The organism is Pseudomonas sp. GW822-FHT04H02 (assembly GCF_058800645.1).
Genome location: NZ_JBXAMM010000003.1, coordinates 592443 through 617272 on the forward strand (window position 1 = coordinate 592443; position 24830 = coordinate 617272).

A 24830-nucleotide genomic window follows, 5' to 3' on the forward strand; every position below is an offset into this window, starting at 1 on the left:
GCCGTCACGCTTCCCTGTGTTTGATCAGGTTGATTCCAGGGGCGAAGAACGCCGCGCCGTTGTAGTGCGCCAACGCCTGCCCCAGGTCCATCTCGACCCGCTGCAGGTGCTCCAGCCAATCCTTGCCGGCCACCAGGTAGTCGAGGCAACGAGCGATGTTGCGCTCCACCGTGGCCTCCCCTGCCGGGCACTGCACGCTCTTGCGCCCGTGATGGTAGGCATCGTCGCGGTAACCGTTACCGCAGCGGGACACGTTGATGATGTCGATGTTGCCCATTTGCGGCGAGAGCTCCAGGGTCAGGCTGACCCGCCCGACATTCACCAGCCGCGAGCGGCCAGCCCCGTTGCCCTGGGGATTGAGCAGGGCCAGCAACCGCGGGAACAAGGCGCTGATATCAGCATCGATGCACAGGAAGATCCGGGTGAACTGCCCGGCCATCGCCCCCGGCTCGGCCAGCAGGTCGAGCACCTGCACCGGCAGGCCCGGGTCGATGGCGGCGGGGTTGAGGTCCGCGACCCAGATCCGCGCACCATGACAGGCCGCCACCAGGCTCAGCATCTTGCCCACCAGGCCCATGCCCACCACCAGGATCTGTTCCCCCGCCTGCAATTGCGCACGGTCCACCGCATGCACCGCAGTGGCACCCAGGGTGGCGAGAATCGCCTGGTCCTGGGTCAGTGGCGGCGGTACCTTGCACACCAGCCGCTGGGGCACCTGGATCCAGTTGGAATGGGTGGCAATCTTCCAGCCCATGGCCACCACCCGGTCCCCCGGCTGCACGCCTTCGACCTCGGGCCCTACGGCGCTAACCACCCCGGCCGCGCAATAGCCCAGCGGCAGGTGCTCGCCAGTCTCGCGTACCTGCTGCAGGTAATGACGCTCGGTGCCCGGGCTGACCATGGAGTATTCCACCGCCACCTGCACTTCAGTGGCCGCCAGAGCGGCCAGAGGTTCATGCACGGCGATCACGCCGTCGGCGCCACAGGCGGTGAGTGTGTATCGGCTGCTGCTCATCAGGCCTCCCGTCCGGTCAGGCGATCCAGGCACTGGGCAAACCCTGGAAATGAAGTCTGGTAGCAATGCCCTTCGAGGATGGTGGCCTGCAGCCCGTGAGCCAGCAGCAGGACGTGGGCGGTCATCGACAGGCGATGGTCACCGAAAGTCGGGATCGCTCCCTGCACACTGGGCACCTGCCCGCCTTCCACCCGCACGTCGTAGCCGTCGACCTGGTAGTCCAGGCCCAGGGCATTGAGCATGCTGCGGGTGGCGGCGATCCGGTCCGATTCCTTGAAGGTCAGCTCGTAGAGGTCACTGAAGGTCGCGCTGCCGGGCAGCACGCAGCTGATGGCCAGGGCCAGCGGCACTTCGTCGATCATTGCGTGGAACTGGTGCTTGTCGCGCAAGTCGTGAGCCCTGGGCTGGCCACCCCCGCGCAGCAGCAGGCGGCCCACCGGCTCGCCATGACGAATGCTGTCCACCTCCAGGGTCAGGTTGAAACCACAGGCCAGCAGCCAGTTGAAAAAGCCCAGGCGCGTAGGGTTCAGGCACACATTGTCGAAGCTCAGGCGCTGCTGCTCCTGGTGGCGGTTGCACAGCAGGAACAACGCCGCCGGATAGGCAATGGCCGAGGGGTCGCGAGGGATGCTGATCTCCTCGGGAATCGCGCAGTCCCGTGGCTGGTAGTGGATCTGCAACTGCTCGTCCAGCAGCCGGTCGCCAAAACTGTTGATGATGCGCTGGGTGTGATCCCGGGCCACCACCGGGTACCGGATCGACATCGGCTTGCGTGCCGCCACCCCGGCAAACAGCAAGGTGCTGATGGCCTGGGCGCTGCCGATGTGGATCTGCGCCGCGCCGCCGCGGAATGCAGCCTGGTGGATACGGATCGGCAGCGCGCCCGGACGCCCCAGGTACTCCAGGTGGGCGCCCATCTGGTTCAGGGGCTCGACGATCCAGTCGAAGGGGCGGTTGCGCAGGGTTTCGTCGCCATCGACGATGCACGGCACATTGAGCCCCACCAGCATCCCGATCAGTAACCGCGCGGCCGCGCTGGAGGGCCCCAGGTCGACCCGCCGCTCGTGGGTCGCCTGGGCGAACTCACCGCTGATCTCCAGGGTCTGGGGCGTCTGCCCTGGCGTCACCTCAAGGCCCAGTTGCTGCAGGGCATCGAGCAACAGGGTCACCGCCTTGCCGCGGTTCAGGTCCCGCAGGCGCACCGGATGCCGGGCCAGGGCGGCAAACAGGATCATCCGATGGCTGATGGACTTGTCCGATGGCAGGTAGCCGTCGATGTTGGCCCAGACTTGCTGTTGGCGGCCGAGGGTGAAATCGATGGGCCGGTCCGGGTAATCGATCATGGGCTACTCCTGTATTTGGCGGGGTTGATCAGTTCGGCGTCGTCCACCAGCGCTTCGTCCTCGAAGTGGTCGCCCACCCCGGGGCCCGCGGGCAACACCAGCGGCTGGGTTTCATAGAAGCGCCGACGGTTCTTCTTGCGTTCAAGGCCGAGGTTGAAGCCCCCAAGGTCGACTCCCCAGCTTTCCAGCCGGCCATGGGTGATGGCGCTGTCCACCAGGGCCTGGCCCATCTCGGTGCGGATCAGCGCGCGGCCGTGTTTCTGTTCTTCGGAACCGTTGAGGCTGGCTTCGAAGATGTTGGGGTCGCCGTCACACACGCTGACGTCGGCCAGCCCGCTCATCCAGTCACCGCAACTGAGGCAGCGAAAGGTCTTGTTGTCCTTGAGCTTGCCGAGGATCTCCCAGAAATCGATGCCAAAGGTCTGGCTGTCCAGCAAGGTGACTTGCAGCCGGCCGGGGTAATCGCCTTCGCGGTACTTGATATCGCGCACCTGCTGCGGGTCTTGCCCCAGCACCTCGCTGATGATGCTGTGGGTGCCGGCCGGCAGGGTGTTGGAGGAGCAGGCGGTCTCGATCACGCAGATGATCCGGCTGCGGGCCCAGTGGCCGATGGCCGTGTCCCGGCGCTGCAGCTTGCGGATCGCCTGGACGTGGCAGGCCAGCCCCACCACGGCGATGCGCGCGTCCGGCTGCTGTTCGTAGCATTCGCGCAGGGCATTGAGGTAAGGCGCCAGCTGGTAGGTGGACTGGGCATTGTTGATGATCGCCGCTGCAGCGCTGCCCAGTTGCGGCGCGCTGCGCCAGCCCTGCCCTGGATGACGGCCCATGGTCAGGGTCAGGTCCACGTCAAAGTGCTCCCGGGCGGTCAGCAGCAAGGTGGTGGCGGTGCCGCCACTGGCCGAGCGCCGGACTATCTGCGGGTCGGTGGAACGCGCACCGATGGCCTGGCGGCTGATCCCCAGCCAGCGCTCTTCGGCGCGGCGGGTACGGCCGAACAGTTCCAGTTCGGAGCGATCGGTATCCGGCTGCAGCCCCGGGCACACCGCCAGGCACTCGGTGCAGCTTTCACAACTGTCGCCGATGCCCTCCAGCAGCGGCACCACCCGGTCCGGGTCGAAAACGATTACCTGCTGTGGGCACACCAGGGCGCAGGCGCCGCACCCGGCGCACAGATTCTGATCGAGCACCGTCAATTTCAATAACATCCCTGTCATCTTGGATAAGCCTCGTGTGCCGTTTTCCGGGTGCAGCCGGCCGCGCCCCCGCGAACCGGGGACGGGCAAGACCTGCTGTGCTGAAGTGGCCGCTGACGGTCAGATCAAAGCGGGCGTTCCATCTTGATGATCTCGATGGACACCGGGCTGTTGCCGCGGCTGAAGGTGCCCTCGCCGATCTTCTGGAAGCCGTGGTAGGCATAGAAGCCTTCGGCCGTCAGGGTCGCCTCCAGGTAGGCCGAGCTGGCACCGCTGGCCCGCAGCCGAGCCAGCGCCACCTCCAGCAGACGGCTGCCCAGGCCACGCCTGGCCACATCGCCACGGATGAACAGCTTGCTGACCTCATTGCCGTCGAGTTCGACGAACCCTTCGATCTGCTCGCCCTCGGCCAGCCACAGCGATCCCTTTTCCACGGCTTCGCGGTAGGTTTCCGGGGAGCGCCCATCGAGCCACATGCGGATCTGCTGATCGCTGTATTCAGAGGTGCACAGGCGCTCTACCGAGTTGCGGTGGGCCTCGAAAATACCGATCAGATCGTCCGTGGTGGCCTGGCGTATCCGTACATTGCTCATTCAGCTGAACTCCACTTTCTTGGGGGCGGGGTGGTAGCGAAACTTGAAATTGATCAGGCTGCCCAGCATCACCAGGGCACTGCCGAGCATCAGGTGCAGGCTCAGGGGCGTTTCCCCCAGCCACACCGACAGGTAGCTGGCGCCGATGGGGTACAGCACGCCGACATAGCCGGCGTTCTCGGCGCCCATGCGCTTGATCAGGTCGATGAACAGCACGAACACCAGCGCCGAGCACACCACCCCCAGGTACAGCAGGATGCCGAGATCGGCCAGGGTGCCCGGCAGTTGCAAGCCATGGCCGCCCAGCAACAGGCTGACGGCGTATAGAGCGCAGGCCCAGCCGGCCGCCACCTTGTTGATGTGCAAGGTGCCGAGCTGGCAGGTCTTCTGGATGTGCTCCGAAAGCACCGATCCGATGGCCACCGCCAGGAAGGAAGTCAGGCCCAGGGCCACTCCCGCCAGCGACAGCGGCCGCCCCGGATCGCCAAGCATGAACAGCCCCAGCCCGGCGATGCTCACCAGTGCGCCGAGCAGGTTGTGCAGGGCGACCGGCACATGCAGGAACAGGCGCTTGATGCCGATGATGTAGAAAATCACAAAGGCGCTGAGGCAGGCCATCTGCGCACTGCCCAGGTAAGCGGTGGCTAGGTAGGCCAGGCCGATGCCGGCATAGAAGTACACCGCCCCCACCCCGGCCATCAGCAAGTAGGCCTTGCGGGTTACCGGCTGCTGCGGGCCGGCGAACAGCCGTTGCCACAGCCACAGCACCCCGTAGGCAATGAGGAAGCGCAGCATCAGCGAAGAGCCGACATCGCTGTGTTCCACCTGCAGCGAAATGGCGATCCAGTTGGTGGACCAGATCAGCAGGCAGCCGAGGAAAATCAGCACGGCGACCAGTGAACGGGGTTTCTTGTTGTTATCGGGTAAGGCGTTCATGGAGGTTTCTCTAGCTCAAGGCAGCGGTGATCCCGGTCAGCAGCGACTCCAGGCGTTCTTCGCCGAAGACCTGCGGGTCATAGTCGATTTTCAGCAGCAACTCGCCCGCGGCCAGGTAGCCGGTGAACTCCAGGTGATGGCTGGGGCTGCCCTGCATCAGTTGCAGGCTCAAGGGATGCACGCCGACCCGGGCCCCGGGCGGGTTCTCCACGGCGCCCAGGAAGTTGTAGCTGTAGCCGCAATCGAACAGGCCCTTGAGGCGCTCGGCCTCGGGCGTGGCGAAATAACGGTTGCCGAAGCTGTGGGCAATGCCCTGGCTGGCTTGCTGGCCGGCCTTGATTTCCCTGGCGATCTGCTCCAGGTCCAGGCTGGCAACCTGCAGCACCAGGGGGTAGATCACCGTCAGCCAGCCGAACACGCTGTTGAGCTCGGCGCCGCTCTTGTCCAGGGCCCGCCCATGGTCGAGCAAATGGACTTTCTGGAACGGGTTGTCCTCGCTCTGGCTCATGGCGCGCAGGATGGCCGCCAGCAGCAACTGGCTGGTCTCGGCCACACCCCGGGCCCACTGCGGCAGGTCGCGGACCGGCCCCAGGCACAGTTCGGCTCGCCGAAAGGCCTCGCGCCGGGGAAACTCGGGGCGCTGCCCGGTCAACTGCGCGCAGCGATCCCAGGGCAGTGCTTCCCAGAACGCTTCATGGGTCGCCGCGGCATGCTCGCGCTGGTAGCTCTGCTGCCACTCCTCGAAGGCCGTCGGCCGCGGCCAGCTTTGCATGCACTCCAGGCCCTGTCCCAGGCATTCGTCCAGCTCGGAAACCAGCAGCATCCAGGAGTAGCGATCGACCTGGAACTGGTGCCCGGCAATGATCAGGTGATGGCCAGCGGCGTCCTGTTGCTGGCTGAAGCAGAAGAGTTGCCCCTGGCTCAGGGAGATGGCTGCGCAGGTCCGCTGCACCGCTTGCTGCAGATCCGTTCCGGCAGGCTGCAGCCCCTGATCCTGAACGCCCGCCTCGATAAAGTGATGGCGGAAAATTGCCCGCAGCGCCTGGCTGACTCGCTGTGGCTCCTGGCCGGCGGCTATGTCCAGCACCAGGGCCTGGTTCCAGTGATCCAGGTCGCTGATGCCGCGGCTCAGCAGGAAGCGGCGATTGGGCAGGCCCTCGACCTGCGGCCGGGAAACCCCGGGCCGGGCCTTGGCCGCCGCCGCATGCACCGGCAATTGCCCCAGGGCCTGATCCGACAGCAACTCTTCCAGGTCCAGCACCAGGCCCTTTCTCTTCAGCGTGGCAACCACCTGCAAGGCCCGCAGCGAATCGCCGCCATTGTCGATAAAGCTCTTGGCCCGGTCCGGGCTCTGCCCGCCAAGTACCTGGCCGATGGCTTGCCAGAAAGGCTCCGGTGCGGCCTGTGCCGGCTCCGGCGCCGCCATGGCGCGGGCAGCCAGTTGCGCCAACGCCTGCCGGTCGATCTTGTTGTTGCGGTTCAAGGCAAAACGCTCCACCAGCAGGAAGCGCGCCGGCACCCGGTGCGCCGGCAGTGCGGCCCTGGCGGCCTGACGCAGGAGGTCTTCGCCAAGGCTGGCGTCACGGGCAATGACAAAGGCCACCAGGGCCAGGTTGTCCCCGGCTTGATGGGCGATCACACAGGCTTCCCGTACCTGGGCCAGAGCCTTGAGCTCCGATTCCACCTGGACCAGGCTGACCTTCTGCCCGTTGATCTTGACGATGGAATCCTTGCGCCCCAGCAGGCGTATGGCGCCATCGGGCTGGCGGCACGCCAGATCACCGGTGGCGTAACACTGGCGCTGCGAGTCCAGGGGGCTGGGCTGGGTCAGCTCGACGATCAGCCCGCTGGCCGGGTCCAGGCGCCGGGCCACCAGGGAAGAATAGAGCAGCAGTTCACCCACCCCTTCGCCGTAGGGCTGCCCCGGTTCCTTGGCAATGTCCAGGGTGACGCCTTCCACCGGCCGGTCCAGGGCCCAGGTCGGGTCCTGCAGCGTCTGCCCCTGGTCGATGCGGGCGTAGAGCGCGGTGGTGCATTCGGTCGGCCCGTAGGCGTTGAACAGCTGCGAGCCTGGGGCAAAGGCGTGGTTGAAGCGCTGGATGTCCGAGGGGTGGATGATCTCGCCGCCGATCACCAGTTGCTTGGGCCGGGCATAGATGGCGCTCGCATCGCTGTAGAAGGCACGCAGATAGGGCACCGTCATATGCAGCACATCGATGTCATGTTCGGCGATCAGCGCCTCGACTGCGGCGAAGTCATGCTCCCGGGGGTTGAGGCTGCACAGGGTGGCGCCAGTCTTCAGGCTGGCGAAGATGTCCATCAGGCCGGCGTCCCACCCCACGGAAGCCAGTTGCAGCACACGCTGCCCGGGGCCGATTCCAACATAGCCGATGTAGTTGTCGATGTGCCGGCCCAGGGCCTCGATGCGCTGCACTATGGCCTTGGGCTCGCCAGTGGAGCCGCTGGTGAAGATCACGTAGTCCTGGCAACGCAACGGGTATTCCCGGCCGGGGGGCACGGGCCGGGGTTGCAGGTGCTGCAGGTCGAGCACCGGCAAGGAACGGGTCAGTTGTGAACCAGGCCGTGTCGTGCCATTGAGGACCAGGTTAACGCCCAGGTGCTGGAGCACCGGCATCAACTCGTCGAGGTTGCTCGCCGGGTCGATGAACACCACTCGCCGGGCGGCGGACAAGGCCGCGATCAACGCCGCATACATGGCCCGGCCATGGCTGGCATACAGCGCCAGCACCGGCTCCGGCAGCCCTTGCAGCTCGGCGCTGACCCCCTCGCGCAACTGGTCGAGCGCGGCAAAGCCAAGGCTGCCCTGGACATCGATGACACCCGCAACATCGGTACCCGCCATGCGGGTAAAAGCCTGCAACATGATATCCCTGCCTTGTTGTTATTAGAGGGAGCGACAAACGCCCTGCAGCGTCTGCATGAATGCCTGGATTTCCTGCTGGGAGATGCTCAGTGGCGGGGTCAGCTTGACCGTCGCCGGATTGCGCCCGCCGGTGCGCACGATCACCCCGTGCTCCAGCAGCCGGTTGCGCAGCGCCAGTACATCAGCGCCCTGGCCCTGGCCCTCGAAATCGAAGGCGAGCATCATGCCGCGGCCGCGCACATTGACCACTCGTGCGTCCTGGGCCCCCAGGCCTTCCAGGGCCTGGCGCAGGTACGCGCCGTTGCTCGCCGCCCACTGCCAGGGTTGTTCCTGGTGGTAGATATCCAGCACCTTGGAAGCCACGGCACAGGCCAGCGGCATCAGGGTGAAGGTGGAGGAATGCTCGGCATAGCCCAGGCAGTCCACCAGTTCCGGGCGGCCTACCACCGCGGAAATCGGCAAGCCATTGCCCAGGGCCTTGCCCAGCACCAACAGGTCCGGCAGCAGTTGCGGGTTGCTGAAAAACGGCGTCCCGGTGCGGCCAAAACCGGTGTAGATCTCATCGAATATGGTGATCACGCCGAAGGTCCTGCCCAGTTCGACAATCGCTTCGAGCAACGCCAGAGGCACCGGATACATGCCCTCCGCTGCCTGGATCGGCTCGATGATCAGCGCCGCGGGCAAGCAATTGGCCTGCTGCGCCTGGCGCAGATCCTCGGCCAGTTGCTCACGCCACAAGGCGGCCAGGGCCGGGTCCTGGTCGGCGTCATAGTCCAGGGCCAGGGCGGTCAGTTGCAGGCTGTCGCCACCGGCCAGGTGCTTGCGAAAACCGCGGTTGGAGGTCACCGACAGGGCGCCCTGGGTCTTGCCATGGAAGGAATTGTGGAAATACACCACGCCCTGGCGTCCGGTAGCGGCGCGGGCGATTTTCAGCGCCACCTCGATTGCCTCGGCACCGGTGACCGCGCCAAACACCGAAGCCTGCGCATAGGGCACCAGCCCCTCCAGCTTGGCGACCACTTCATGGCGCTGCGGGTTGTCGATGTTCCAACCGGTATGGATCAGCAGTTCGGATTGACGCTTGAGGACTTCGACCAGGTCATCGCGCTGATAACCCAGGTTGGCGGCACCGCTGCCACCGGACATGTCGAGGAAGGATTTGCCCTGCTCATCGTAGAGAAAGCACCCCTTGCCACGAATGACGGAAGGGCTGGAGGGGGCACTGCGCCTAACGGATATTGCAACTGCTTCTGTGAACATCCTGTCACCTTGAGTAAGCCGGGCTTGTGACTCACGCACAGACTCAGGGACAGATTCGTACAGGCAGGGCAAAGCCCTGCTGACTGCGAAGTTACCGACCCTGGTATGTGTTCTCCTTGCCAGGGACGCAACCCCTGTCGGCAATGGCGGCAAGATTTACGCGGGAGGCATTTGTGCTGTCAACGAGCCCCGCACTTATTCTGAATTTAAAGCGATAACCCCTGAAAAAAAGGGGGAATTCAGATAAAGCCCCTGAATTTATCAAGGTTTTTAGAGATGAGTCCGGCTACCGGCAAAAGGCCAGCCTCTGCAGAAGAGTTGATATTCAAGCAGTGAGAAGAAGGCAAGCTGAGCAGCTGAGTGGCGGGATCACGGTTTTTTGCAAGGCAAAAAAAAACCCGGAAATCCTCACTTTCGTGGGCCTTCCGGATTTTCTAAACCGCCAAATATGGTGGGTCGTGTGGGATTCGAACCTACGACCAATTGGTTAAAAGCCAACTGCTCTACCAACTGAGCTAACGACCCGCTGTGTGGTGGCGCGTATAATACTGATTTCTAACGGGAATTCAACACCCCATATGAAAAAAATCAAAAATAAGGTGTTGGATCACTGATTCCGGCCGCCCTGAAGCCTTCAGCACGCAAACGGCAGCTGTCACATTTGCCGCACGCGTGGCCGCTATCGTCTGCCTGATAGCAGGAAACCGTCAGCCCGTAATCAACCCCCAGGCGCACCCCGGCCTGGATGATCTCGGCCTTGCTGAGGTTCTGCAGCGGCGCCTGGATACGAAAGCCCTGCCCTTCGACACCGGCCTTGGTCGCCAGGTTGGCCATGCGCTCGAAGGCTTCGACGAACTCGGGACGGCAATCCGGATAACCGGAATAATCCACCGCATTGACACCGATGAAGATATCCCGCGCGTGCAGGACTTCCGCCCAGCCCAGGGCCAGGGACAGGAAGACGGTGTTGCGTGCCGGCACGTAGGTGACAGGAATGCCCTCCCCCGGCGCCTCTGGCACCTCGATGGTGCTATCAGTCAGTGCCGAGCCGCCAATACCGTTGAGGTTCAGGCCGATCACCTTGTGCTCCACCACACCGAGGTCCCGGGCCACGCGCTCGGCGGCGTGCAACTCGGCCCGATGGCGCTGGCCGTAATCGAAGCTCATGGTGTAGCAGCGGTAGCCTTCGACGCGAGCCATGGCCACCACGGTGGCAGAGTCCAGGCCACCGGACAGCAGGATCACGGCACGCTTTTCACTCGATGCTTGTTCAGTCATGTCAGCGCCCCGGCTCGTCATTCCACAGGTATTTATGCAGCTGCAGTTGCAGACGTACTGGCAGGTTGTCGGCGACGATCCAGTCCGCCAGGTCTCGTGCATTCAAGTCATGGTGGCTGGGCGAAAACAGCACTTCGCCGGCGCGTCGCTCAAGACCGTACTGGATCAGCTTGGACACCGCCCAGTCATAGTCCTCGCGGGAGCAGATGACAAACTTGACCTGGTCGTTGGCGGTCAGCAGCTCGATATTCTCGTAGCGGTTGCGGTGCGCTTCCTTGGAGCCGGGAGTCTTGAGATCAAGGATCCGACTGACGCGCGGGTCCACCGCAGAGATATCCAGGGCACCGCTGGTTTCCAGCGAGACCTCGTAGCCGGCATCGCACAAGTGCTGGAGCAAGGGAATGGCATTGGGCTGGGCCAGAGGCTCGCCACCAGTGACGCAGACGTAGCGAGGGCGGAAACCGGCAACCTGCTCCAGCAGGCTATCGAGGGTCCGCTGGCTACCGCCGCTGAACGCGTAGGCACTGTCGCAGTATTGGCAACGCAACGGGCAACCGGTCAGGCGCACAAAAACCGTGGGCAGCCCGGCAGTCCGAGTTTCCCCCTGCAACGAGTAGAAAACTTCGGTGATTCTCAATGTGTCTTGCATAGTCGCCACGGGCGTAACAGCTAAACAGGCTGTCCGCCTCCGTCAGGCACTTCAAGGAACCCCGCCATCGCGCAGATCCCAGGAAGCGTGTTTCAGAAAAAGGGCATGGATTCTAACGAAAAAACCCGCGACAAGCGCGGGTTTCTTGTAACGGAGGCCAACGCACTTACATGCGCTGCAGGTCCCGTTGGGCCAACTGAGCGGCGGAAGTGCCCGGATACTGGGCCACCACCTGCTGCAGGATGCCCTTGACCCGGTCGGTGTGACCGAGACGACGCTCTACGTCAGCCAGCTTGTACAGCGAATCCGGCACCTTGGCGTGCTTGGGATACAGCTGGGAAACCTTGGCAAATGCCTGGCCCGCACCTTGCAGGTCGCCTTTGGCCAGGTTCACTTCACCCAACCAGTACTGGGCATTGCCGGCGTACTGGCTGTTGGGGTACTTGCGCAGGAATGCCGAGAAGGCCTGGCTGGCCTTGTCGAAATCCTTGGCCTTGATCAGGTCGAAGGCAGCATCGTAGTAGAGCTTTTCCTTGGCCGGATCACCGGGTTCGCTACTGGCGGCTGGCGCCTGAGCAGCGGCACCGGCAGCGCTGTTATCGCCACCGGCAGAAGAATTCTCAGGAGTTGCGGCAGGTGCGACACCGCTTCCTATGCGTCGATCAAGATCCTGGTAACGCTCCAGGCTTTCTTGCTTCATCCGCGCTACATCATTTTGCAGAACTTCGATCACACCCTGTTGGCGTGCAATCTGTTCCTGCATTTGCTGCAGTTGCTGGAACAGCTCGCCCTGTGCCGAGACAGGGGTCGAAACCCCTCCCCCGGCATAGGCGCCGTTCGTGCCATAACCCGCTGGCGGATAACTGCTCCCGCTATTGTTATAGCCGGAGTTGTTATCGACCACAGGAACCGCAGACCACGCCGCGAGCGGCGTGAGACTGAGAGCCAAAATAGTTACAGCACGACGGCACGTTCGCATGACGAATTACTTACGCAGTTCGACGCGACGGTTTTGAGCCCAGGACTGCTCGTCGTGGCCAGTAGCAACTGGACGCTCTTTACCGTAGGAAACCAGCTCCAGCTGTGCAGGGGAAACGCCCTGCAGAACCAGGTAGCGCTGAACGGCTTTAGCACGACGCTCGCCCAGAGCCATGTTGTACTCACGAGTACCACGTTCGTCGGTGTTGCCTTCCAGAACAACGCGAGCGCCGTTTGCTTTCAGGTCTTTGGCGTGAACGTCCAGAGCGCGCATGGCTTCTGGCTTCAGGTCCGAGCTGTCGTATTCGAAGTAGAAGGTGGTGATTGCGCGCAGAGCAGCTTCTTCGCTCAGGGAGCCATCAACAGCACCGGTGTTAGCGCCGTAACCAGCGTTTGGATCAACAGCGCCTTCACCGGCATTGTCGCCGCCTTTGGAGGAGCAACCTACAGCCACAGCCATGGCCAGAGCCAGCGCAGCAAACTTACCAAACTTCAACATTTCCATCGTGAAACTCCTAATGAACCCCAGTGTGTTAAGTGAAACATTGTAGCGCCGCGTCAGTTCAGGTAAGGGGACCAGGACGGTTCTCTGACTTCGCCTTGAGCGGTAGGAAGCGGGAGCCTCACACGTCCATTAATGGACACGAGCATCAAGACTCCCCGGCCCTGCTGGCGGGTGGCGTAGATTACCATGGTGCCGTTGGGCGCAACAGTAGCTGACTCATCAAGGTTAGTGTCTGTAAGGATTTTTACGCTACCGCGCTGCAAATCCTGAGCCGCTACCCGGAAGTTGGTGAAACCATCCTGGCGGTGAATCATTACCAGGGTCTTTTCGTCAGCAGAAAGTTTCGGGTTGGCGTTGTAGTTACCAATAAAGGTCACACGCTCGGCGCCACCGCCATTGATATTGCTTTTATAGACTTGCGGCTTGCCGCCACGGTCGGAGGTGAAATAGATGGTGGAACCATCCTTGCCCCAGAACGGTTCGGTGTTGATGCCCGGGCCACTGGTGACGCGGCTGATCTGCCGGGACGCCATGTTCATCACATAGATATCCGGGTTGCCGTCCTTGGACAGCACGAACGCCAGGCGGGTGCCATCTGGCGACCAGGCTGGAGCGCCGTTCAGGCCTTCGAAGTTGGTGATCTGCTCACGACGCCCGGTATCGATGTGCTGGACGAAGATGCGCGGGCGCTTCTGCTCGAACGACACGTACGCAATGCGCTTGCCATCCGGAGCAAAGCGCGGCGACAGGATCGGCTCGCGAGACTGCAACAGGGTTACCGCCCGAGCACCGTCGTAGTCCGAACGCTGCAGGGTGTAACGGGTGTTGTTCACTGAGAAACGCTCAGCCGTCACATACAGCAGGCGCGTAGAGAACGCCCCCTTGATGCCGGTGAGTTTTTCAAAGGACTGGTCGGAAATGTAGTGCGACATGTCCCGCAACTGATCAACGCTACCCGACACGCTGCCGGTCAGCACTTGCTGCTCGGTCGCGACGTTGAACAGCGCGTACTGCACCTGCAGGCGACCGCCGGCTGGAACAATGCTACCGACCATCACGTACTGGGCGCCCAGGGCTTTCCAGTCGCGGAAAATGACTTCGCTGGCCTGGGTCGGCAAGCTGATCATGTTCTGCTTTGGAATCGGTGCGTAGTAACCCGAGTTGCGCAGGTCATCACCGATGATCTGTGCCATGTCGTCCGGCAGCACGCTGCCGCCCTGCCAGCCAAACGGCACTACCGCAATCGGCGTCGCCCGATCACTGCCACTGGTGACCAGAATGTTTTTTTCGTCCGCTGCCGCTATCCCTGCCATACAGCAAATAACGACAAGCATTCCTCGAAGAAGGTTTCTCACAAGGCTAGATCCTCAGGTGTGAATGTCATCTTGAATGAACGATAGGGCGCGAAATCCTTCGGACTCAAACCCTGCATTTCTGTCAAACGCCCAATGTTCTTGACTGCCGCCACCGCCGAAGCGTCGAACGGACCATCACCACTGGACTTGATCACGCTGACCGTGGTCACCGTGCCATCAGGCAACATGCCGATCCGCAGTTCCACCGTCATGCCCTTGCGCGCCGAAGGAGGACGAGCCCAGCCTTCCGCCGCACGAATGCGAATCAGGTCATCGAAACTGCCTGCGACACTGTCACCCACCTCATCCGACTTGGTGGCTTCACGCTCCGGCTTATCGGACAGCAAGTCCGCCAGGGCCTGGGCCTTTTTCTCTTCGGCAGATTTGCGCGCTGCTTCCTGGGCCTTCTTCTTCGCCGCGTCGGCCGCAGCTTTCTTCTTGGCATCCTCGGCGATCTTTTTCTTCGCTTCGTCTGCTTCAGCTTTTTTCTTCGCGTCTTCCGCGGCTTTCTTCTTCGCGTCTTCGACGATTTTCTTCTTCGCTTCTTCAGCGGCCTTTTTCTTGGCCTCTTCTTCAGCAGCTTTCTTGGCTTCTTCTTCGGATTTCTTCTTGGCTATATCAGCCAATTGTTTCTCTTCAGCCTTTTTCGCTTCTGCGGCTTTCTTGGCGTCATCCGCCTTCTTCGCCTCATCGGCTTTCTTGGCCTCATCGGCCTTTTTCGCTTCCTCGGCTTTTTGAGCAGCCTCTTCTTTCTTTTGTTCCGCGGCCTTGATCTCTTCCTGCTCGACCTTCTTCTGCTCCAACTGTTCGGCTTCGGTCTGGCGCGCGGCGGATTTCTTCGCCTCACCCGCAATCTTGTGATTGGTCTGGGTGGTTGCCGGACTCTTGGATTTGAGCTGGTACAGGGTCGCTTGAACGATCGGCTTGGCCGGGGGCAGTTCCGGGGTCATGGCAAAGCTGACGAACAGCATGCCAAACACCAGCACGTGCAGGGCAATTGCCCAGACACTAGGCCAGAAGTAGCTTTCCGAGGCGGACGGCTCTCGCTGTTGGTGCATCAGGGCGCCTCGGTAATCAAGCCAACGTTACCGACTCCGGCTTTCTGCAGGCCGCCCATGGCACCCATCACGGCGCCGTAGTCGACGGATTTATCACCGCGAATGAACACCTGGGTGTGCTTGCCGCCTTCATTGCCGGCACGGATGATCTTGGTCACCGCGTCGGTCATCTGCGGCAAGGTCATCGCCTTGTCCTGTTGCTTTTCGGTGTCGACTTCGCTGCCAAGGTTCCAGTAGTAGGTCTTGTCAGCCTTGATCGAGATGGTCAGCACCTGGGTGTTGTTGTCCTGGGGCAAGGCTTCGCTGGAAACCTTGGGCAGGTCAACTTTCACGCCCTGGTTGAGCATCGGCGCGGTCACCATGAAGATAACCAGCAGTACCAACATCACGTCGATGTAAGGCACCACGTTCATCTCGGCAACCGGCTTGCGTTTGTGGCGAACTCGGGCCATGGGTTTTACCTGCTCACTCTTCGCTGGTGTGCACTTTACGGTGCAGGATCGCCTGGAACTCGTCGGCGAAGGTGTAGTAACGGCTGATCAGCGTCTCGCCACGAGCGGCGAAGCGGTTGTAGGCGATCACCGCCGGGATGGCCGCGAACAGGCCGATGGCCGTGGCGATCAGTGCTTCGGCGATACCCGGGGCTACGGTAGCCAGGGTCGCTTGCTGGGCCTGAGCCAGGCCGCGGAAGGAGTTCATGATCCCCCAGACGGTACCGAACAGGCCGATGTACGGGCTGACGGAACCGACAGTGGCGAGGAACGGCAGGCTCTGCTCGAGCTTTTCTTCTTCGCGGGAAATCGCTACGCGCATGGCACGGGCCACGCCTTCCATGACTGCTTCAGGATCGACCCCCGGTTGCTGGCGCAGGCGGGAGAACTCCTTGAAACCGGCACGGAAGATCTGCTCCACGCCGGAATCCGGATCAGGGTTGCTGCCCGCCTGGCGGTACAGCTTGGACAGGTCGATACCGGACCAGAAGCGCTCTTCGAAGCTCTCCAGGGCACGTCGACCGGCACGCAGCAGATTGCTACGCTGAAAGATCATGATCCATGAAGTCACCGATGCGGCAACCAGGGTCAGCATTACCAACTGCACTACAACGCTGGCATTGCTGACCAGGCTCCACATGGAGGAATGGTCGACGACGTTAGCTTCCACGCTTTATCTCCTGCTCTGAGTGTGTACCCGCGCTGCTCTCGTCGGCAAAGGCCGTACGCAGAGCGTCTGGAATGGCGCGGGGTTTGAAATTGTCGGCGCGCACACAGGCCACCAGGAACTGCCCTTCACAGAGCAGTGCATTGTCTTTGGCTCGCCTGACCTGCTGAGTGAAGCGCAGGCTGACCCGGTTCAATTCGGTAACTTGGGCACTGACCAGAAGTTCGTCGTCCAGTCGCGCCGGCGCGTGATAACGCGCTTCGCTGGAGTGCACGACAAATAACAGGTTCTCCCCCACCAGCTGCGACTGGGCAAAGCCCAGGTGTCGTAGCCGCTCGGTTCGAGCCCGCTCCATAAACTTAAGGTAATTAACGTAATACACGATGCCGCCGGCATCGGTGTCCTCGTAATAAACGCGACAACGATGTGCGAACGGCTCAAGCCCGTTTTGCGCGCGCATACTCTAGTGCTTACTCCTCAGGTTGCCAATCCGGCCAGGCAACTGTTTTTTCATTCTTGTACGACTTTTCGTGATGTTTTAACCATGCCAGTCCCTAGGACAGCACAAACCCCGAATAAATCGACAAAGAGCGGGTTATTAATCGTCCACGGCATCGAGGAATTCGTCTACCACGGGCATGTCCCCCATTCGTGACGGAATGTTAAGACCGAAGTGCAGGTAGGCATGCCGGGTCACCACACGGCCACGGGGGGTGCGCATGATATAGCCCTGCTGGATCAAGTACGGCTCCAGCACATCCTCGATGGTATGGCGCTCTTCACTGATGGCCGCAGCCAGGCTGTCGACCCCCACCGGTCCGCCGTCGAACTTCTCGATCATGGTCAGCAATAGACGTCGGTCCTGGTGGTCGAAGCCACGCTCATCGACGTCCAGCAGGTTCAGCGCCAGGTCGGCGATCGGTTTGGTGATATGCCCCTTGGCCCGCACCTCGGCGAAATCCCGCACCCGACGCAGCAGGCGGTTGGCGATCCGCGGAGTGCCCCGGGCACGGCGCGCGACCTCGAAGGCGCCTTCCGGATCCAGGGGCAAACCAAGAATGCCGGCGGAACGGCTGACAATGGTTGCCAGGTCCGCAGTGCTGTAGAACTCCAGGCGCTGGACGATGCCGAAGCGGTCCCGCAGCGGGTTGGTCAGCATCCCCGCACGCGTGGTTGCCCCCACCAGGGTGAACGGCGGCAGATCGAGCTTGATCGAGCGCGCCGCAGGGCCTTCGCCGATCATGATGTCGAGCTGGAAATCTTCCATGGCCGGGTACAGCACTTCTTCGACAATCGGCGAAAGCCGGTGAATCTCGTCGATGAACAGTACGTCGTGAGGCTCAAGATTGGTCAGCAAGGCCGCCAGATCACCCGGGCGCTCCAGCACAGGGCCGGACGTACTCTTGATCGACACCCCCATTTCCTCGGCGATGATGTTGGCCAGGGTGGTCTTGCCCAGGCCCGGGGGACCGAAGATCAGGGTGTGGTCCAGGGACTCGTTGCGCCCACGGGCGGCCTGGATGAACAGCTCCATCTGCTCGCGCACGCTAGGCTGGCCGATGTAGTCGGCCAGGCTGACCGGACGAATCGCCCGGTCCTGGATTTCCTCGCGCTCACGGGGGCCCGTGGCGGCGATCAGACGGTCGGCTTCAATCACTTAAATCATTCCCTTCAGGGCTCGGCGGATCATGTCTTCACTGCTCAAGCCTTTGTCTTTGATCGCGGATACGGCCTTGCTGGCTTCCTGCGGCTTATAGCCCAGGGAGATCAGCGCGCTGACCGCGTCCGACTCGGCGCTGGCCACTGGCGCCGGCGCATCCGGCTGGTTCGGCACCAGGGCGAACATGCTCGGCACGGCTTCCCAGGCCTTGAAACGGTCCTTGAGTTCTACCAGCAGGCGCTCGGCGGTCTTCTTGCCGACTCCGGGCACCTTGGTCAGGGCCGAGGTGTCCTGGGCCTGCACGCAACGCACCAGCTCATCCACCTCAAGGCTGGACATCAACGCCAGGGCCAGTTTCGGGCCCACACCATTGAGACGGATCAACTCGCGGAAAAAGTCTCGCTCGCGCTTGCTGGCAAAACCGTAGAGTAACTGCGCATCCTCGCGGACGACCAAATGGGTGTGCAGGGTCAGAGGCTCGCCGACCGACGGCAGGCGATACAGGGTGGTCATCGGCACTTCGACTTCATATCCCAGCCCGTTTACATCAAGAATCAGGTGCGGCGGCTGTTTCTCAGCCAGGGTGCCGCGCAAGCGTCCAATCACGTTTCAGATCCTTAGGCGATGGCCAGCCCGCAGCTGGCGACTCGTTGGGCGAGCGTCTGCGCCGGCTACCCAGGCGCAAAACGCTCAACCCCTAAAATGACTGCGCTGATGCTATCAGAGACGCAGGCGGCCGCCACGACTGCGTGCTGTCCCCAGACCATGGGGCAGCAGGCTGGAACGGGTATGAGCGTGACAGATGGCAATGGCCAGGGCGTCCGAGGCATCGATCTGCGGCTTGGTGGTCAGCTTGAGCAGGTGCATGACCATCATCTGCACCTGTTCCTTGTTGGCCCCGCCAGTGCCGGCCACGGCCTGCTTGACCTGGGTGGCGGTGTACTCGGCAATCTCCAGCCCCTCTTCGGCACCGGCAACGATCGCAGCCCCCCGCGCCTGGCCGAGCTTGAGCGCCGAGTCGGCGTTGCGCGCCATGAACACCTTCTCGATCCCCATGGTCACCGGACCGTAGGCCTGGATCACTTCACGCACCCCGCGATAGACGATCTGCAGCCGGTCGGGCAGCTCGCCAGCCCCGGTACGGATACAGCCAGAGGCCACGTACACACAGCCGCGCCCCGTGTCTCGAACCACGCCATAACCGGTAATGCGCGAACCGGGGTCGATGCCAAGAATAAGAGTCATAACGCCTGCTGCTTGAATAAAGAGGCTTGCCGGCCAGGACCGGAACAGCGAAAAGGCAGAAGCCGGAAGCGCCCTGCCGCGCAATGATCACGGCTTCGCACCTCCGGCCTCAAGGTTAGTGCAATTGAATCAGCCGAGTTGCTCGGCGACCGACTCGGGAATATCCGCGTTGGAATAGACGTTCTGCACATCATCCAGGTCTTCCAGCATGTCGATCAGCTTGAGGACCTTCTCGGCGCCTTCCAGGTCCAGTTCGGCACTGGTGGTCGGCAGCATGACGATTTCCGCGTCCGCAGCAGTAAAACCCGCCGCTTCCAAGGCATTGCGCACGCCATAGAAACCGGCGAACGAGGTGAACACGTCGATCGAACCGTCTTCGTTGCTGACCACATCGTCGGCATCGGCTTCCATCGCCGCTTCCATCAAGGCGTCTTCATCGACACCTTCGGCGAAGGTGATCTGCCCCTTGCGCTCGAACAGGTAGGCCACCGAACCGTCGGTACCCAGGTTACCGCCACACTTGCTGAAGGCATGACGAACAGCTGCCGCGGTGCGGTTGCGGTTGTCGGTCATGCACTCGACCATCACCGCCACGCCGTTGGGGCCATAGCCTTCATAGGTCAGCTCGACCACATCGTCGCTGCCGGCAGCGCCGGTGCCACGGGCGATGGCCCGGTCGATGATGTCGCGGCTCATGTTGGCACCCAGAGCCTTGTCCAGGGCCAGGCGCAGGCGTGGGTTGGAGTTGGGATCGCCGCCGCCCTGACGGGCCGCGACGGTCAGCTCACGAATCCACTTGGTGAAGATCTTGCCTCTCTTGGCATCCTGACGCTCTTTGCGGTGCTTGATGTTCGCCCACTTGGAATGACCTGCCATAACTTGCTCCAAATTCTCTTTGAAACATTGCCCACGCCGCCTGGCGGGTGCGGGCAACAAAAACTCGACCCATAGAAAAAGCGCACCCGAAGGTGCGCCTTATCGGGCCGGCTTATTCAGCCTTGGGCTGTTCGCGCAGGCGGATGTGCAGCTCGCGCAGAGCCTTGGCATCCACCAGACCCGGTGCCTGAGTCATGACGCAGGCCGCGCTCTGGGTTTTCGGGAAGGCGATCACTTCGCGGATCGACTGGGCGCCGGTCATCAGCATCACCAGGCGGTCCAGGCCGAAGGCCAGGCCACCGTGCGGCGGCGCGCCGTACTTGAGGGCGTCCAGCAGGAAGCCGAACTTCTCTTCCTGTTCCGCTTCGCTGATGCCCAGCAGGCGGAATACCGCTTGCTGCATTTCCTTGCGGTGGATACGGATCGAACCGCCACCCAATTCGGTGCCGTTCAAAACCATGTCGTAGGCGCGCGACAGAGCGGTAGCCGGGTTGGCTTCCAGTTCTTCCGGCGAGCACTTCGGCGCGGTGAACGGGTGATGCAGGGCGGTGAAGCTGCCGTCGTCGTTCTCTTCGAACATCGGGAAGTCGACAACCCACATCGGCGCCCATTCGCACGTCAGCAGGTTCAGGTCGTGACCGAGCTTGATACGCAGCGCGCCCAAGGCTTCGCTGACGATCTTGGCCTTGTCGGCCCCGAAGAACACGATGTCGCCGTCGACCGCGCCCACGCGATCGAGGATCACGTTCAGGTTGGCTTCCGGAATGTTCTTGACGATCGGCGATTGCAGGCCTTCAACGCCTTTGGCGCGCTCGTTGACCTTGATGTAGGCCAGGCCCTTGGCGCCGTAGATGCCGACAAACTTGGTGTAGTCGTCGATCTGCTTGCGCGGCATGCTCGCCCCGCCTGGAACGCGCAAGGCGGCGATGCGGCATTTCGGATCGTTGGCCGGGCCGCTGAACACCTTGAACTCCACTTCCTTGAGCTGGTCGGCAACGTCCACCAGTTCCAGCGGGTTGCGCAGGTCCGGCTTGTCGGAACCGTAGCGACGCATGGCCTCTTCAAAGGTCATGTGCGGGAATTCGCCGAACTCCAGACCCAGCACTTCCTTGAACAGGTTGCGGATCATGCCTTCGGTCAGGCCCATGATGTCTTTTTCGTCGAGGAAGCTGGTCTCGATGTCGATCTGAGTGAACTCAGGCTGACGGTCGGCACGCAGGTCTTCGTCGCGGAAGCACTTGGCGATCTGATAGTAGCGGTCGAAGCCGGCCACCATCAGCAGTTGCTTGAACAGCTGTGGCGATTGCGGCAGGGCGAAGAAGCTGCCGGCGTGGGTGCGGCTCGGCACCAGGTAGTCGCGGGCGCCCTCTGGGGTGGCGCGGGTCAGGATCGGGGTTTCCACGTCGAGGAAACCGTTCTCGTCCAGGTAGCGACGGATGCTGGTGGTCATGCGCGAACGCAGGCGCAGCTTCTCGGCCATTTCCGGACGGCGCAGGTCGATGAAGCGATAGCGCAGACGGGTTTCTTCACCCACGTCCGAGTATTCGTTGAGCGGGAACGGCGGGGTTTCCGCCTCGTTCAGCACTTCCAGCTCGTAGCCCAGGACTTCGATCATGCCCGAAGCCATGTTGGCGTTGCCGGCACCGGCCGGACGCAGGCGTACCTTGCCGGTGATCTTGACCACGTATTCGCTGCGCACGCGGTCGGCGGCGGCGAAGGTTTCAGCGCGGTCCGGGTCGAACACCACCTGGGCCAGACCTTCACGATCACGGATATCGAGGAAGATCACCCCGCCGTGGTCACGGCGACGGTGGACCCATCCGCAAAGGGTTACTTCCTGACCTTCCAGGCTTTCGTTCAGTTGGCCGCAATAATGGCTGCGCATCATGGTAGTGGTTTCACTTCTCGTAATTCGAAATTCGATGGAGGCCTTGCGCACCTCAAGGTGCCGGATAGTGCAAGAACTCGCGCGTGTCGTTCAACTTAGTCAGCTTTGTCGCCACCGGCCAGGTTCTTCTTGGAGCCGGTCTTGAAGTCGGTTTCGTACCAGCCGGTGCCGCTCAGGCGGAAACCAGGCATGGACAGCATCTTTTTCAGCTCGGGCGCCTGGCAGGCTGGGCAGTCGACCAGCGGCGCGGCGCTGATCTTTTGAATGGCTTCCAGCTGATGACCACAGGAAGCGCATTGATAGTCGTACATGGGCATGGGGGGCGTCTCGGCAATCCAGATTACTGCTTGAACTACAGCCAGAGCCCACGCCAAAGCCCGGGCTACGTAGCAAAGAGCGGGATTATATCCATTAAATCGGCCCTGTGCAGCCGTATGACCCCATCGCGGGCGTCACCGACCGTCAGGCATCTATCCGGGCTGCAACCCCGGAAGGTCTGGAGAACGCAGGTGCTGCCTGCTGGTCGAGGGTGCGAACGGCGTACGGGACGCCATTCGCAAGAGCGGGCTTAACGGTTTTCCAGCAGAGAGCGCAGCATCCACGCGGTTTTTTCATGCACCTGCATGCGCTGGGTCAGCAGATCCGCCGTGGGCTCGTCGCTGACCTTGTCCAGCAACGGAAAGATGCCCCGGGCGGTGCGGGTCACTGCTTCCTGGCCGGCGACCAGTTGCTTGATCATTTCCTCGGCGGCAGGCACCCCTTCCTCTTCCTTGATCGAAGACAGCCGGGCATAGATGGAATAGGCCCCCGGAGCCGGGAAGCCCAGGGCGCGAATGCGTTCGGCGATCAGGTCCACTGCAAGGGCCAGTTCGTTGTACTGCTCTTCGAACATCAAGTGCAGGGTACGGAATTGCGGGCCGGTGACGTTCCAATGGAAATTATGGGTTTTCAGGTACAACACGTAGGTATCCGAAAGCAGACGGGAAAGACCGTCGACGATGGATTTACGATCTTCTTCGCTGATACCGATATCAATTGCCATGTTTCTCTCCGTTATCGGGATGGATTCACCCATTCATCTGCCGGACCACTCTAGCAAGAGTACCGCCCCTGCGCCGCCCAGGATCGTCAATCGGCCTGCGGTGGATTGTCCCGTGGCCCGGCCCGGGATAAACCTCACTGAGTTCGAGTCAGGTCAGACAGCAGCAGAAATCCGACGTTCCTTGGAAAAATCACCGCCATCTGTCTAGAACAGGCTTTTGCCCGATTCTCCGAGCTCGGCCTGCAGAAGCGCTCATTTGTACGCCCGGGCCAAGCCCCGCTGCTGATTTGAGAAGGCCTGGGCTTTGCTGTTAAATAGAGCCCGTGTCGCTGTTGCCTATTTCTTCGGCCAGCGCGCATAGGCTGACACCGCGTACGTAACCACCGCCTCACCTATTTGTTCAGAAGCGAACCGTGCGTGATCAGCTCCTCCTTGTGCTTCCTTCTTAACGTGAGTTAATCAAAATGTTGAAAATCGTCCACCTGCTGACAGGCATTGCAGCTTTGCTGCTGTCCTTGATTCCGAGTCTGAGATCTGACGCGGTTCCCTACCTGCAACAACCCGATGCTCTTTACCTGGCCCTTTTCGGCCTGCTCAACCTGATCCTGGCTCCAGTTATTCCCTACTGGAACAAAGGCTCTCGTCATCACCTGCAAAATCTGGTCAGCGCCCTGCTGGTGCTGGTCGTTGTACTGCAAACCCTCACCCTGCTGGCCCCCATGCCAGTCATTGGTGGCCAACCGGCGGTTCTGGTCAGCTTGCTGACTGCACTGATCGCCGTAGTCCTGCACCTGGCCATCAGCTTCTACAAGTCATCACCTTCCGCTTCCGCCACGCCAAGCTACGATATGAGCAATCGTGATACCGGTACCGTGAAGTGGTTCAACACCTCCAAGGGCTTCGGTTTTATCTCCCGGGATTCCGGCGATGATATTTTCGTGCACTTTCGCGCCATTCGCGGAGAAGGCCATCGCGTCCTGGTGGAAGGCCAGCGCGTGGAGTTCTCGGTAATGAACCGTGACAAGGGCCTGCAAGCCGAAGACGTGATTGCCGCGCTGCCGCGCCGCTGATCGGTCGCCCATAAAAAAACCGCGCCCAGGCGCGGTTTTTTTATGGGCGGCCGATCCCCCTCAATAATGAGGGGGTGGCGCTTCCTCTTCGAACGACTCGAACTGCCCGACCATTTCTTCCTGGCGCTTGAGCAATGCCGCCATCTGCAACTGCAGGCGCTCCACTGCCCTCTGCTGCGCCACCAGCACATCGTTCAAGGCCTGAATGGTGTCATCCTGAAACGCCAGGCGGCTCTCCAGGTCGGTTACACGCTCTTGCAGACTCATGCCTCACCCCTCCAGAAACTGAAAATCATCGGTCAGCACCAACCGCAGGCGTTCACGGATCGCCGCCACTTGCTCGGTGCTGTAAGGCTTGGCCGGATGCTTGCCCCATACCGGTGCCGGCCATGCCGCATCATCACGCCTGCGCACGATCACGTGCATATGCAGTTGGCTCACCACATTGCCCAACGTCGCCACATTCAACTTGTCGGCATCGAACGAGTCCTTGAGCAACTCGGCCAGCGCGGTGGTTTCCTGCCATAGCTGTTGCTGGTCGGTGACATCCAGTTGAAACAACTCGCTGATATCCTCGCGACGCGGCACCAGGATGAACCAGGGATAGTTGGCGTCATTGGACAGCAGCAACCGGCAGAGGGGGAAATCCCCGAGGGTCAATGTGTCTTGTTGCAGCCGTGAATCTAAAGTGAACACCGCGTTTACTCCCGCTCAGCTTGTTTCAGCCCGGCGTCCAGTAGACGGACTCCTGCCAGGCGACAGACGCGCAGCATACCTGCGAATGCCCTGCGCTTCATGACCAATGAGCCAGAGACCGGACAGCACACACCCAGGCACGGCAAGG

General features: G+C 61.8%; 26 protein-coding genes and 1 tRNA gene. 1 reads left to right on the forward strand and 26 read right to left on the reverse strand.

Annotated features, from left to right (window positions below):
* Nucleotides 1–4: 4 nt before the first annotated feature.
* The 24 genes from AC1RMG_RS15105 to AC1RMG_RS15220 all read right to left on the reverse strand — a co-directional run bounded on the left by AC1RMG_RS15105 (nucleotide 5) and on the right by AC1RMG_RS15220 (nucleotide 22916).
* Nucleotides 5–1015 carry a zinc-dependent alcohol dehydrogenase gene (locus AC1RMG_RS15105; protein ID WP_011062903.1) on the reverse strand — a complete coding sequence of 337 codons (1011 nt, stop codon included), beginning with the start codon at nucleotides 1013–1015 and terminating at the stop codon, nucleotides 5–7.
* On the reverse strand, nucleotides 1015–2358 hold the full coding sequence (locus tag AC1RMG_RS15110; RefSeq protein WP_053159880.1) for a 3-phosphoshikimate 1-carboxyvinyltransferase: 1344 nt from the start codon (nucleotides 2356–2358) through the stop codon (nucleotides 1015–1017). Before AC1RMG_RS15110 ends, AC1RMG_RS15105 begins: the two co-directional genes overlap by 1 nt.
* Nucleotides 2355–3563 carry a Coenzyme F420 hydrogenase/dehydrogenase, beta subunit C-terminal domain gene (locus AC1RMG_RS15115; RefSeq protein WP_011062905.1) on the reverse strand — a complete coding sequence of 403 codons (1209 nt, stop codon included), beginning with the start codon at nucleotides 3561–3563 and terminating at the stop codon, nucleotides 2355–2357. Before AC1RMG_RS15115 ends, AC1RMG_RS15110 begins: the two co-directional genes overlap by 4 nt.
* A 113-nt stretch (nucleotides 3564–3676) precedes the next feature.
* The gene (locus AC1RMG_RS15120) at nucleotides 3677–4144 is read right to left on the reverse strand and encodes a GNAT family N-acetyltransferase (protein WP_019094547.1); all 468 of its coding nucleotides are present in this window, start codon (nucleotides 4142–4144) and stop codon (nucleotides 3677–3679) included.
* Nucleotides 4145–5080: a DMT family transporter gene (locus AC1RMG_RS15125; RefSeq protein WP_125062103.1), complete on the reverse strand. Its 936-nt coding sequence runs from the start codon at nucleotides 5078–5080 to the stop codon at nucleotides 4145–4147.
* Between the two features lie 10 nt (nucleotides 5081–5090).
* Complete coding sequence (locus AC1RMG_RS15130) at nucleotides 5091–7964, reverse strand: AMP-binding protein (RefSeq protein ID WP_493169552.1); 2874 nt, start codon at nucleotides 7962–7964, stop codon at nucleotides 5091–5093.
* Nucleotides 7965–7985: 21 nt separating this feature from the next.
* Nucleotides 7986–9224, reverse strand: coding sequence for an aspartate aminotransferase family protein (locus tag AC1RMG_RS15135; protein WP_011062908.1), 1239 nt, complete (start codon nucleotides 9222–9224; stop codon nucleotides 7986–7988).
* 449 nt (nucleotides 9225–9673) lie between these two features.
* A tRNA-Lys gene (locus AC1RMG_RS15140) sits at nucleotides 9674–9749 on the reverse strand.
* A 63-nt stretch (nucleotides 9750–9812) separates the two neighbouring features.
* Nucleotides 9813–10502 (reverse strand): 7-cyano-7-deazaguanine synthase QueC, encoded by a 690-nt coding sequence (gene queC, locus AC1RMG_RS15145; protein WP_493169554.1) that lies wholly within the window; start codon nucleotides 10500–10502, stop codon nucleotides 9813–9815.
* Between the two features lies 1 nt (nucleotide 10503).
* Entirely contained in the window at nucleotides 10504–11151 is a 648-nt protein-coding gene (gene queE, locus AC1RMG_RS15150; protein WP_011063011.1) for a 7-carboxy-7-deazaguanine synthase QueE, read from the reverse strand.
* 166 nt (nucleotides 11152–11317) lie between these two features.
* Nucleotides 11318–12130: a tol-pal system protein YbgF gene (gene ybgF / locus AC1RMG_RS15155; RefSeq protein WP_011063012.1), complete on the reverse strand. Its 813-nt coding sequence runs from the start codon at nucleotides 12128–12130 to the stop codon at nucleotides 11318–11320.
* A 6-nt stretch (nucleotides 12131–12136) separates the two neighbouring features.
* Entirely contained in the window at nucleotides 12137–12634 is a 498-nt protein-coding gene (gene pal / locus AC1RMG_RS15160) for a peptidoglycan-associated lipoprotein Pal (RefSeq protein WP_003227510.1), read from the reverse strand.
* A 53-nt stretch (nucleotides 12635–12687) separates the two neighbouring features.
* Entirely contained in the window at nucleotides 12688–13968 is a 1281-nt protein-coding gene (tolB, locus tag AC1RMG_RS15165) for a Tol-Pal system beta propeller repeat protein TolB (protein ID WP_015636767.1), read from the reverse strand.
* Nucleotides 13969–13985: 17 nt separating this feature from the next.
* On the reverse strand, nucleotides 13986–15047 hold the full coding sequence (gene tolA, locus AC1RMG_RS15170; RefSeq protein WP_011063014.1) for a cell envelope integrity protein TolA: 1062 nt from the start codon (nucleotides 15045–15047) through the stop codon (nucleotides 13986–13988).
* The gene (tolR, locus tag AC1RMG_RS15175) at nucleotides 15047–15499 is read right to left on the reverse strand and encodes a protein TolR (protein ID WP_011063015.1); all 453 of its coding nucleotides are present in this window, start codon (nucleotides 15497–15499) and stop codon (nucleotides 15047–15049) included. Before tolR ends, tolA begins: the two co-directional genes overlap by 1 nt.
* A gap of 13 nt (nucleotides 15500–15512) precedes the next feature.
* Nucleotides 15513–16208 (reverse strand): protein TolQ, encoded by a 696-nt coding sequence (tolQ, locus tag AC1RMG_RS15180; RefSeq protein ID WP_011063016.1) that lies wholly within the window; start codon nucleotides 16206–16208, stop codon nucleotides 15513–15515.
* The gene (ybgC, locus tag AC1RMG_RS15185; protein ID WP_011063017.1) at nucleotides 16198–16665 is read right to left on the reverse strand and encodes a tol-pal system-associated acyl-CoA thioesterase; all 468 of its coding nucleotides are present in this window, start codon (nucleotides 16663–16665) and stop codon (nucleotides 16198–16200) included. Before ybgC ends, tolQ begins: the two co-directional genes overlap by 11 nt.
* A 138-nt stretch (nucleotides 16666–16803) precedes the next feature.
* Nucleotides 16804–17862: a Holliday junction branch migration DNA helicase RuvB gene (ruvB, locus tag AC1RMG_RS15190; protein ID WP_011063018.1), complete on the reverse strand. Its 1059-nt coding sequence runs from the start codon at nucleotides 17860–17862 to the stop codon at nucleotides 16804–16806.
* On the reverse strand, nucleotides 17863–18471 hold the full coding sequence (gene ruvA, locus AC1RMG_RS15195; RefSeq protein ID WP_011063019.1) for a Holliday junction branch migration protein RuvA: 609 nt from the start codon (nucleotides 18469–18471) through the stop codon (nucleotides 17863–17865).
* A 114-nt stretch (nucleotides 18472–18585) separates the two neighbouring features.
* Nucleotides 18586–19110 carry a crossover junction endodeoxyribonuclease RuvC gene (gene ruvC / locus AC1RMG_RS15200; protein WP_493169556.1) on the reverse strand — a complete coding sequence of 175 codons (525 nt, stop codon included), beginning with the start codon at nucleotides 19108–19110 and terminating at the stop codon, nucleotides 18586–18588.
* Nucleotides 19111–19239: 129 nt separating this feature from the next.
* On the reverse strand, nucleotides 19240–19986 hold the full coding sequence (locus tag AC1RMG_RS15205) for a YebC/PmpR family DNA-binding transcriptional regulator (protein WP_011063021.1): 747 nt from the start codon (nucleotides 19984–19986) through the stop codon (nucleotides 19240–19242).
* Nucleotides 19987–20098: 112 nt separating this feature from the next.
* Complete coding sequence (gene aspS / locus AC1RMG_RS15210; RefSeq protein ID WP_011063022.1) at nucleotides 20099–21874, reverse strand: aspartate--tRNA ligase; 1776 nt, start codon at nucleotides 21872–21874, stop codon at nucleotides 20099–20101.
* Nucleotides 21875–21969: 95 nt separating this feature from the next.
* Nucleotides 21970–22191, reverse strand: coding sequence for an FmdB family zinc ribbon protein (locus AC1RMG_RS15215; protein WP_010457489.1), 222 nt, complete (start codon nucleotides 22189–22191; stop codon nucleotides 21970–21972).
* Nucleotides 22192–22442: 251 nt separating this feature from the next.
* The gene (locus AC1RMG_RS15220; protein ID WP_011063023.1) at nucleotides 22443–22916 is read right to left on the reverse strand and encodes a Dps family protein; all 474 of its coding nucleotides are present in this window, start codon (nucleotides 22914–22916) and stop codon (nucleotides 22443–22445) included.
* A gap of 464 nt (nucleotides 22917–23380) precedes the next feature.
* On the opposite strand from AC1RMG_RS15220, the gene AC1RMG_RS15225 reads away from it, so the two are divergent.
* On the forward strand, nucleotides 23381–23986 hold the full coding sequence (locus tag AC1RMG_RS15225) for a cold-shock protein (protein ID WP_011063024.1): 606 nt from the start codon (nucleotides 23381–23383) through the stop codon (nucleotides 23984–23986).
* Nucleotides 23987–24046: 60 nt separating this feature from the next.
* On the opposite strand, the gene AC1RMG_RS15230 is transcribed toward AC1RMG_RS15225, so the two are convergent.
* Together AC1RMG_RS15230 and AC1RMG_RS15235 are read right to left on the reverse strand one after the other, a co-directional pair.
* Nucleotides 24047–24253, reverse strand: coding sequence for a SlyX family protein (locus AC1RMG_RS15230; RefSeq protein WP_011063025.1), 207 nt, complete (start codon nucleotides 24251–24253; stop codon nucleotides 24047–24049).
* A gap of 3 nt (nucleotides 24254–24256) precedes the next feature.
* On the reverse strand, nucleotides 24257–24682 hold the full coding sequence (locus AC1RMG_RS15235) for an HIT domain-containing protein (protein ID WP_011063026.1): 426 nt from the start codon (nucleotides 24680–24682) through the stop codon (nucleotides 24257–24259).
* Between the last annotated feature and the right edge of the window lie 148 nt (nucleotides 24683–24830).

Excerpts from the sequence above, each read along its gene's own strand:
- AC1RMG_RS15105 (WP_011062903.1), bottom strand. The coding sequence starts at position 1,015 with ATGAGCAGCAGCCGATACACACTCACCGCCTGTGGCGCCGACGGCGTG.
- AC1RMG_RS15110 (WP_053159880.1), bottom strand. The coding sequence starts at position 2,358 with ATGATCGATTACCCGGACCGGCCCATCGATTTCACCCTCGGCCGCCAA.
- AC1RMG_RS15115 (WP_011062905.1), bottom strand. The coding sequence starts at position 3,563 with ATGTTATTGAAATTGACGGTGCTCGATCAGAATCTGTGCGCCGGGTGC.
- AC1RMG_RS15120 (WP_019094547.1), bottom strand. The coding sequence starts at position 4,144 with ATGAGCAATGTACGGATACGCCAGGCCACCACGGACGATCTGATCGGT.
- AC1RMG_RS15125 (WP_125062103.1), bottom strand. The coding sequence starts at position 5,080 with ATGAACGCCTTACCCGATAACAACAAGAAACCCCGTTCACTGGTCGCC.
- AC1RMG_RS15130 (WP_493169552.1), bottom strand. The coding sequence starts at position 7,964 with ATGTTGCAGGCTTTTACCCGCATGGCGGGTACCGATGTTGCGGGTGTC.
- AC1RMG_RS15135 (WP_011062908.1), bottom strand. The coding sequence starts at position 9,224 with ATGTTCACAGAAGCAGTTGCAATATCCGTTAGGCGCAGTGCCCCCTCC.
- queC (WP_493169554.1), bottom strand. The coding sequence starts at position 10,502 with ATGACTGAACAAGCATCGAGTGAAAAGCGTGCCGTGATCCTGCTGTCC.
- queE (WP_011063011.1), bottom strand. The coding sequence starts at position 11,151 with ATGCAAGACACATTGAGAATCACCGAAGTTTTCTACTCGTTGCAGGGG.
- ybgF (WP_011063012.1), bottom strand. The coding sequence starts at position 12,130 with ATGCGAACGTGCCGTCGTGCTGTAACTATTTTGGCTCTCAGTCTCACG.
- pal (WP_003227510.1), bottom strand. The coding sequence starts at position 12,634 with ATGGAAATGTTGAAGTTTGGTAAGTTTGCTGCGCTGGCTCTGGCCATG.
- tolB (WP_015636767.1), bottom strand. The coding sequence starts at position 13,968 with ATGCTTGTCGTTATTTGCTGTATGGCAGGGATAGCGGCAGCGGACGAA.
- tolA (WP_011063014.1), bottom strand. The coding sequence starts at position 15,047 with ATGCACCAACAGCGAGAGCCGTCCGCCTCGGAAAGCTACTTCTGGCCT.
- tolR (WP_011063015.1), bottom strand. The coding sequence starts at position 15,499 with ATGGCCCGAGTTCGCCACAAACGCAAGCCGGTTGCCGAGATGAACGTG.
- ybgC (WP_011063017.1), bottom strand. The coding sequence starts at position 16,665 with ATGCGCGCGCAAAACGGGCTTGAGCCGTTCGCACATCGTTGTCGCGTT.
- ruvC (WP_493169556.1), bottom strand. The coding sequence starts at position 19,110 with ATGACTCTTATTCTTGGCATCGACCCCGGTTCGCGCATTACCGGTTAT.
- AC1RMG_RS15205 (WP_011063021.1), bottom strand. The coding sequence starts at position 19,986 with ATGGCAGGTCATTCCAAGTGGGCGAACATCAAGCACCGCAAAGAGCGT.
- aspS (WP_011063022.1), bottom strand. The coding sequence starts at position 21,874 with ATGATGCGCAGCCATTATTGCGGCCAACTGAACGAAAGCCTGGAAGGT.
- AC1RMG_RS15215 (WP_010457489.1), bottom strand. The coding sequence starts at position 22,191 with ATGCCCATGTACGACTATCAATGCGCTTCCTGTGGTCATCAGCTGGAA.
- AC1RMG_RS15220 (WP_011063023.1), bottom strand. The coding sequence starts at position 22,916 with ATGGCAATTGATATCGGTATCAGCGAAGAAGATCGTAAATCCATCGTC.
- AC1RMG_RS15225 (WP_011063024.1), top strand. The coding sequence starts at position 23,381 with ATGTTGAAAATCGTCCACCTGCTGACAGGCATTGCAGCTTTGCTGCTG.
- AC1RMG_RS15230 (WP_011063025.1), bottom strand. The coding sequence starts at position 24,253 with ATGAGTCTGCAAGAGCGTGTAACCGACCTGGAGAGCCGCCTGGCGTTT.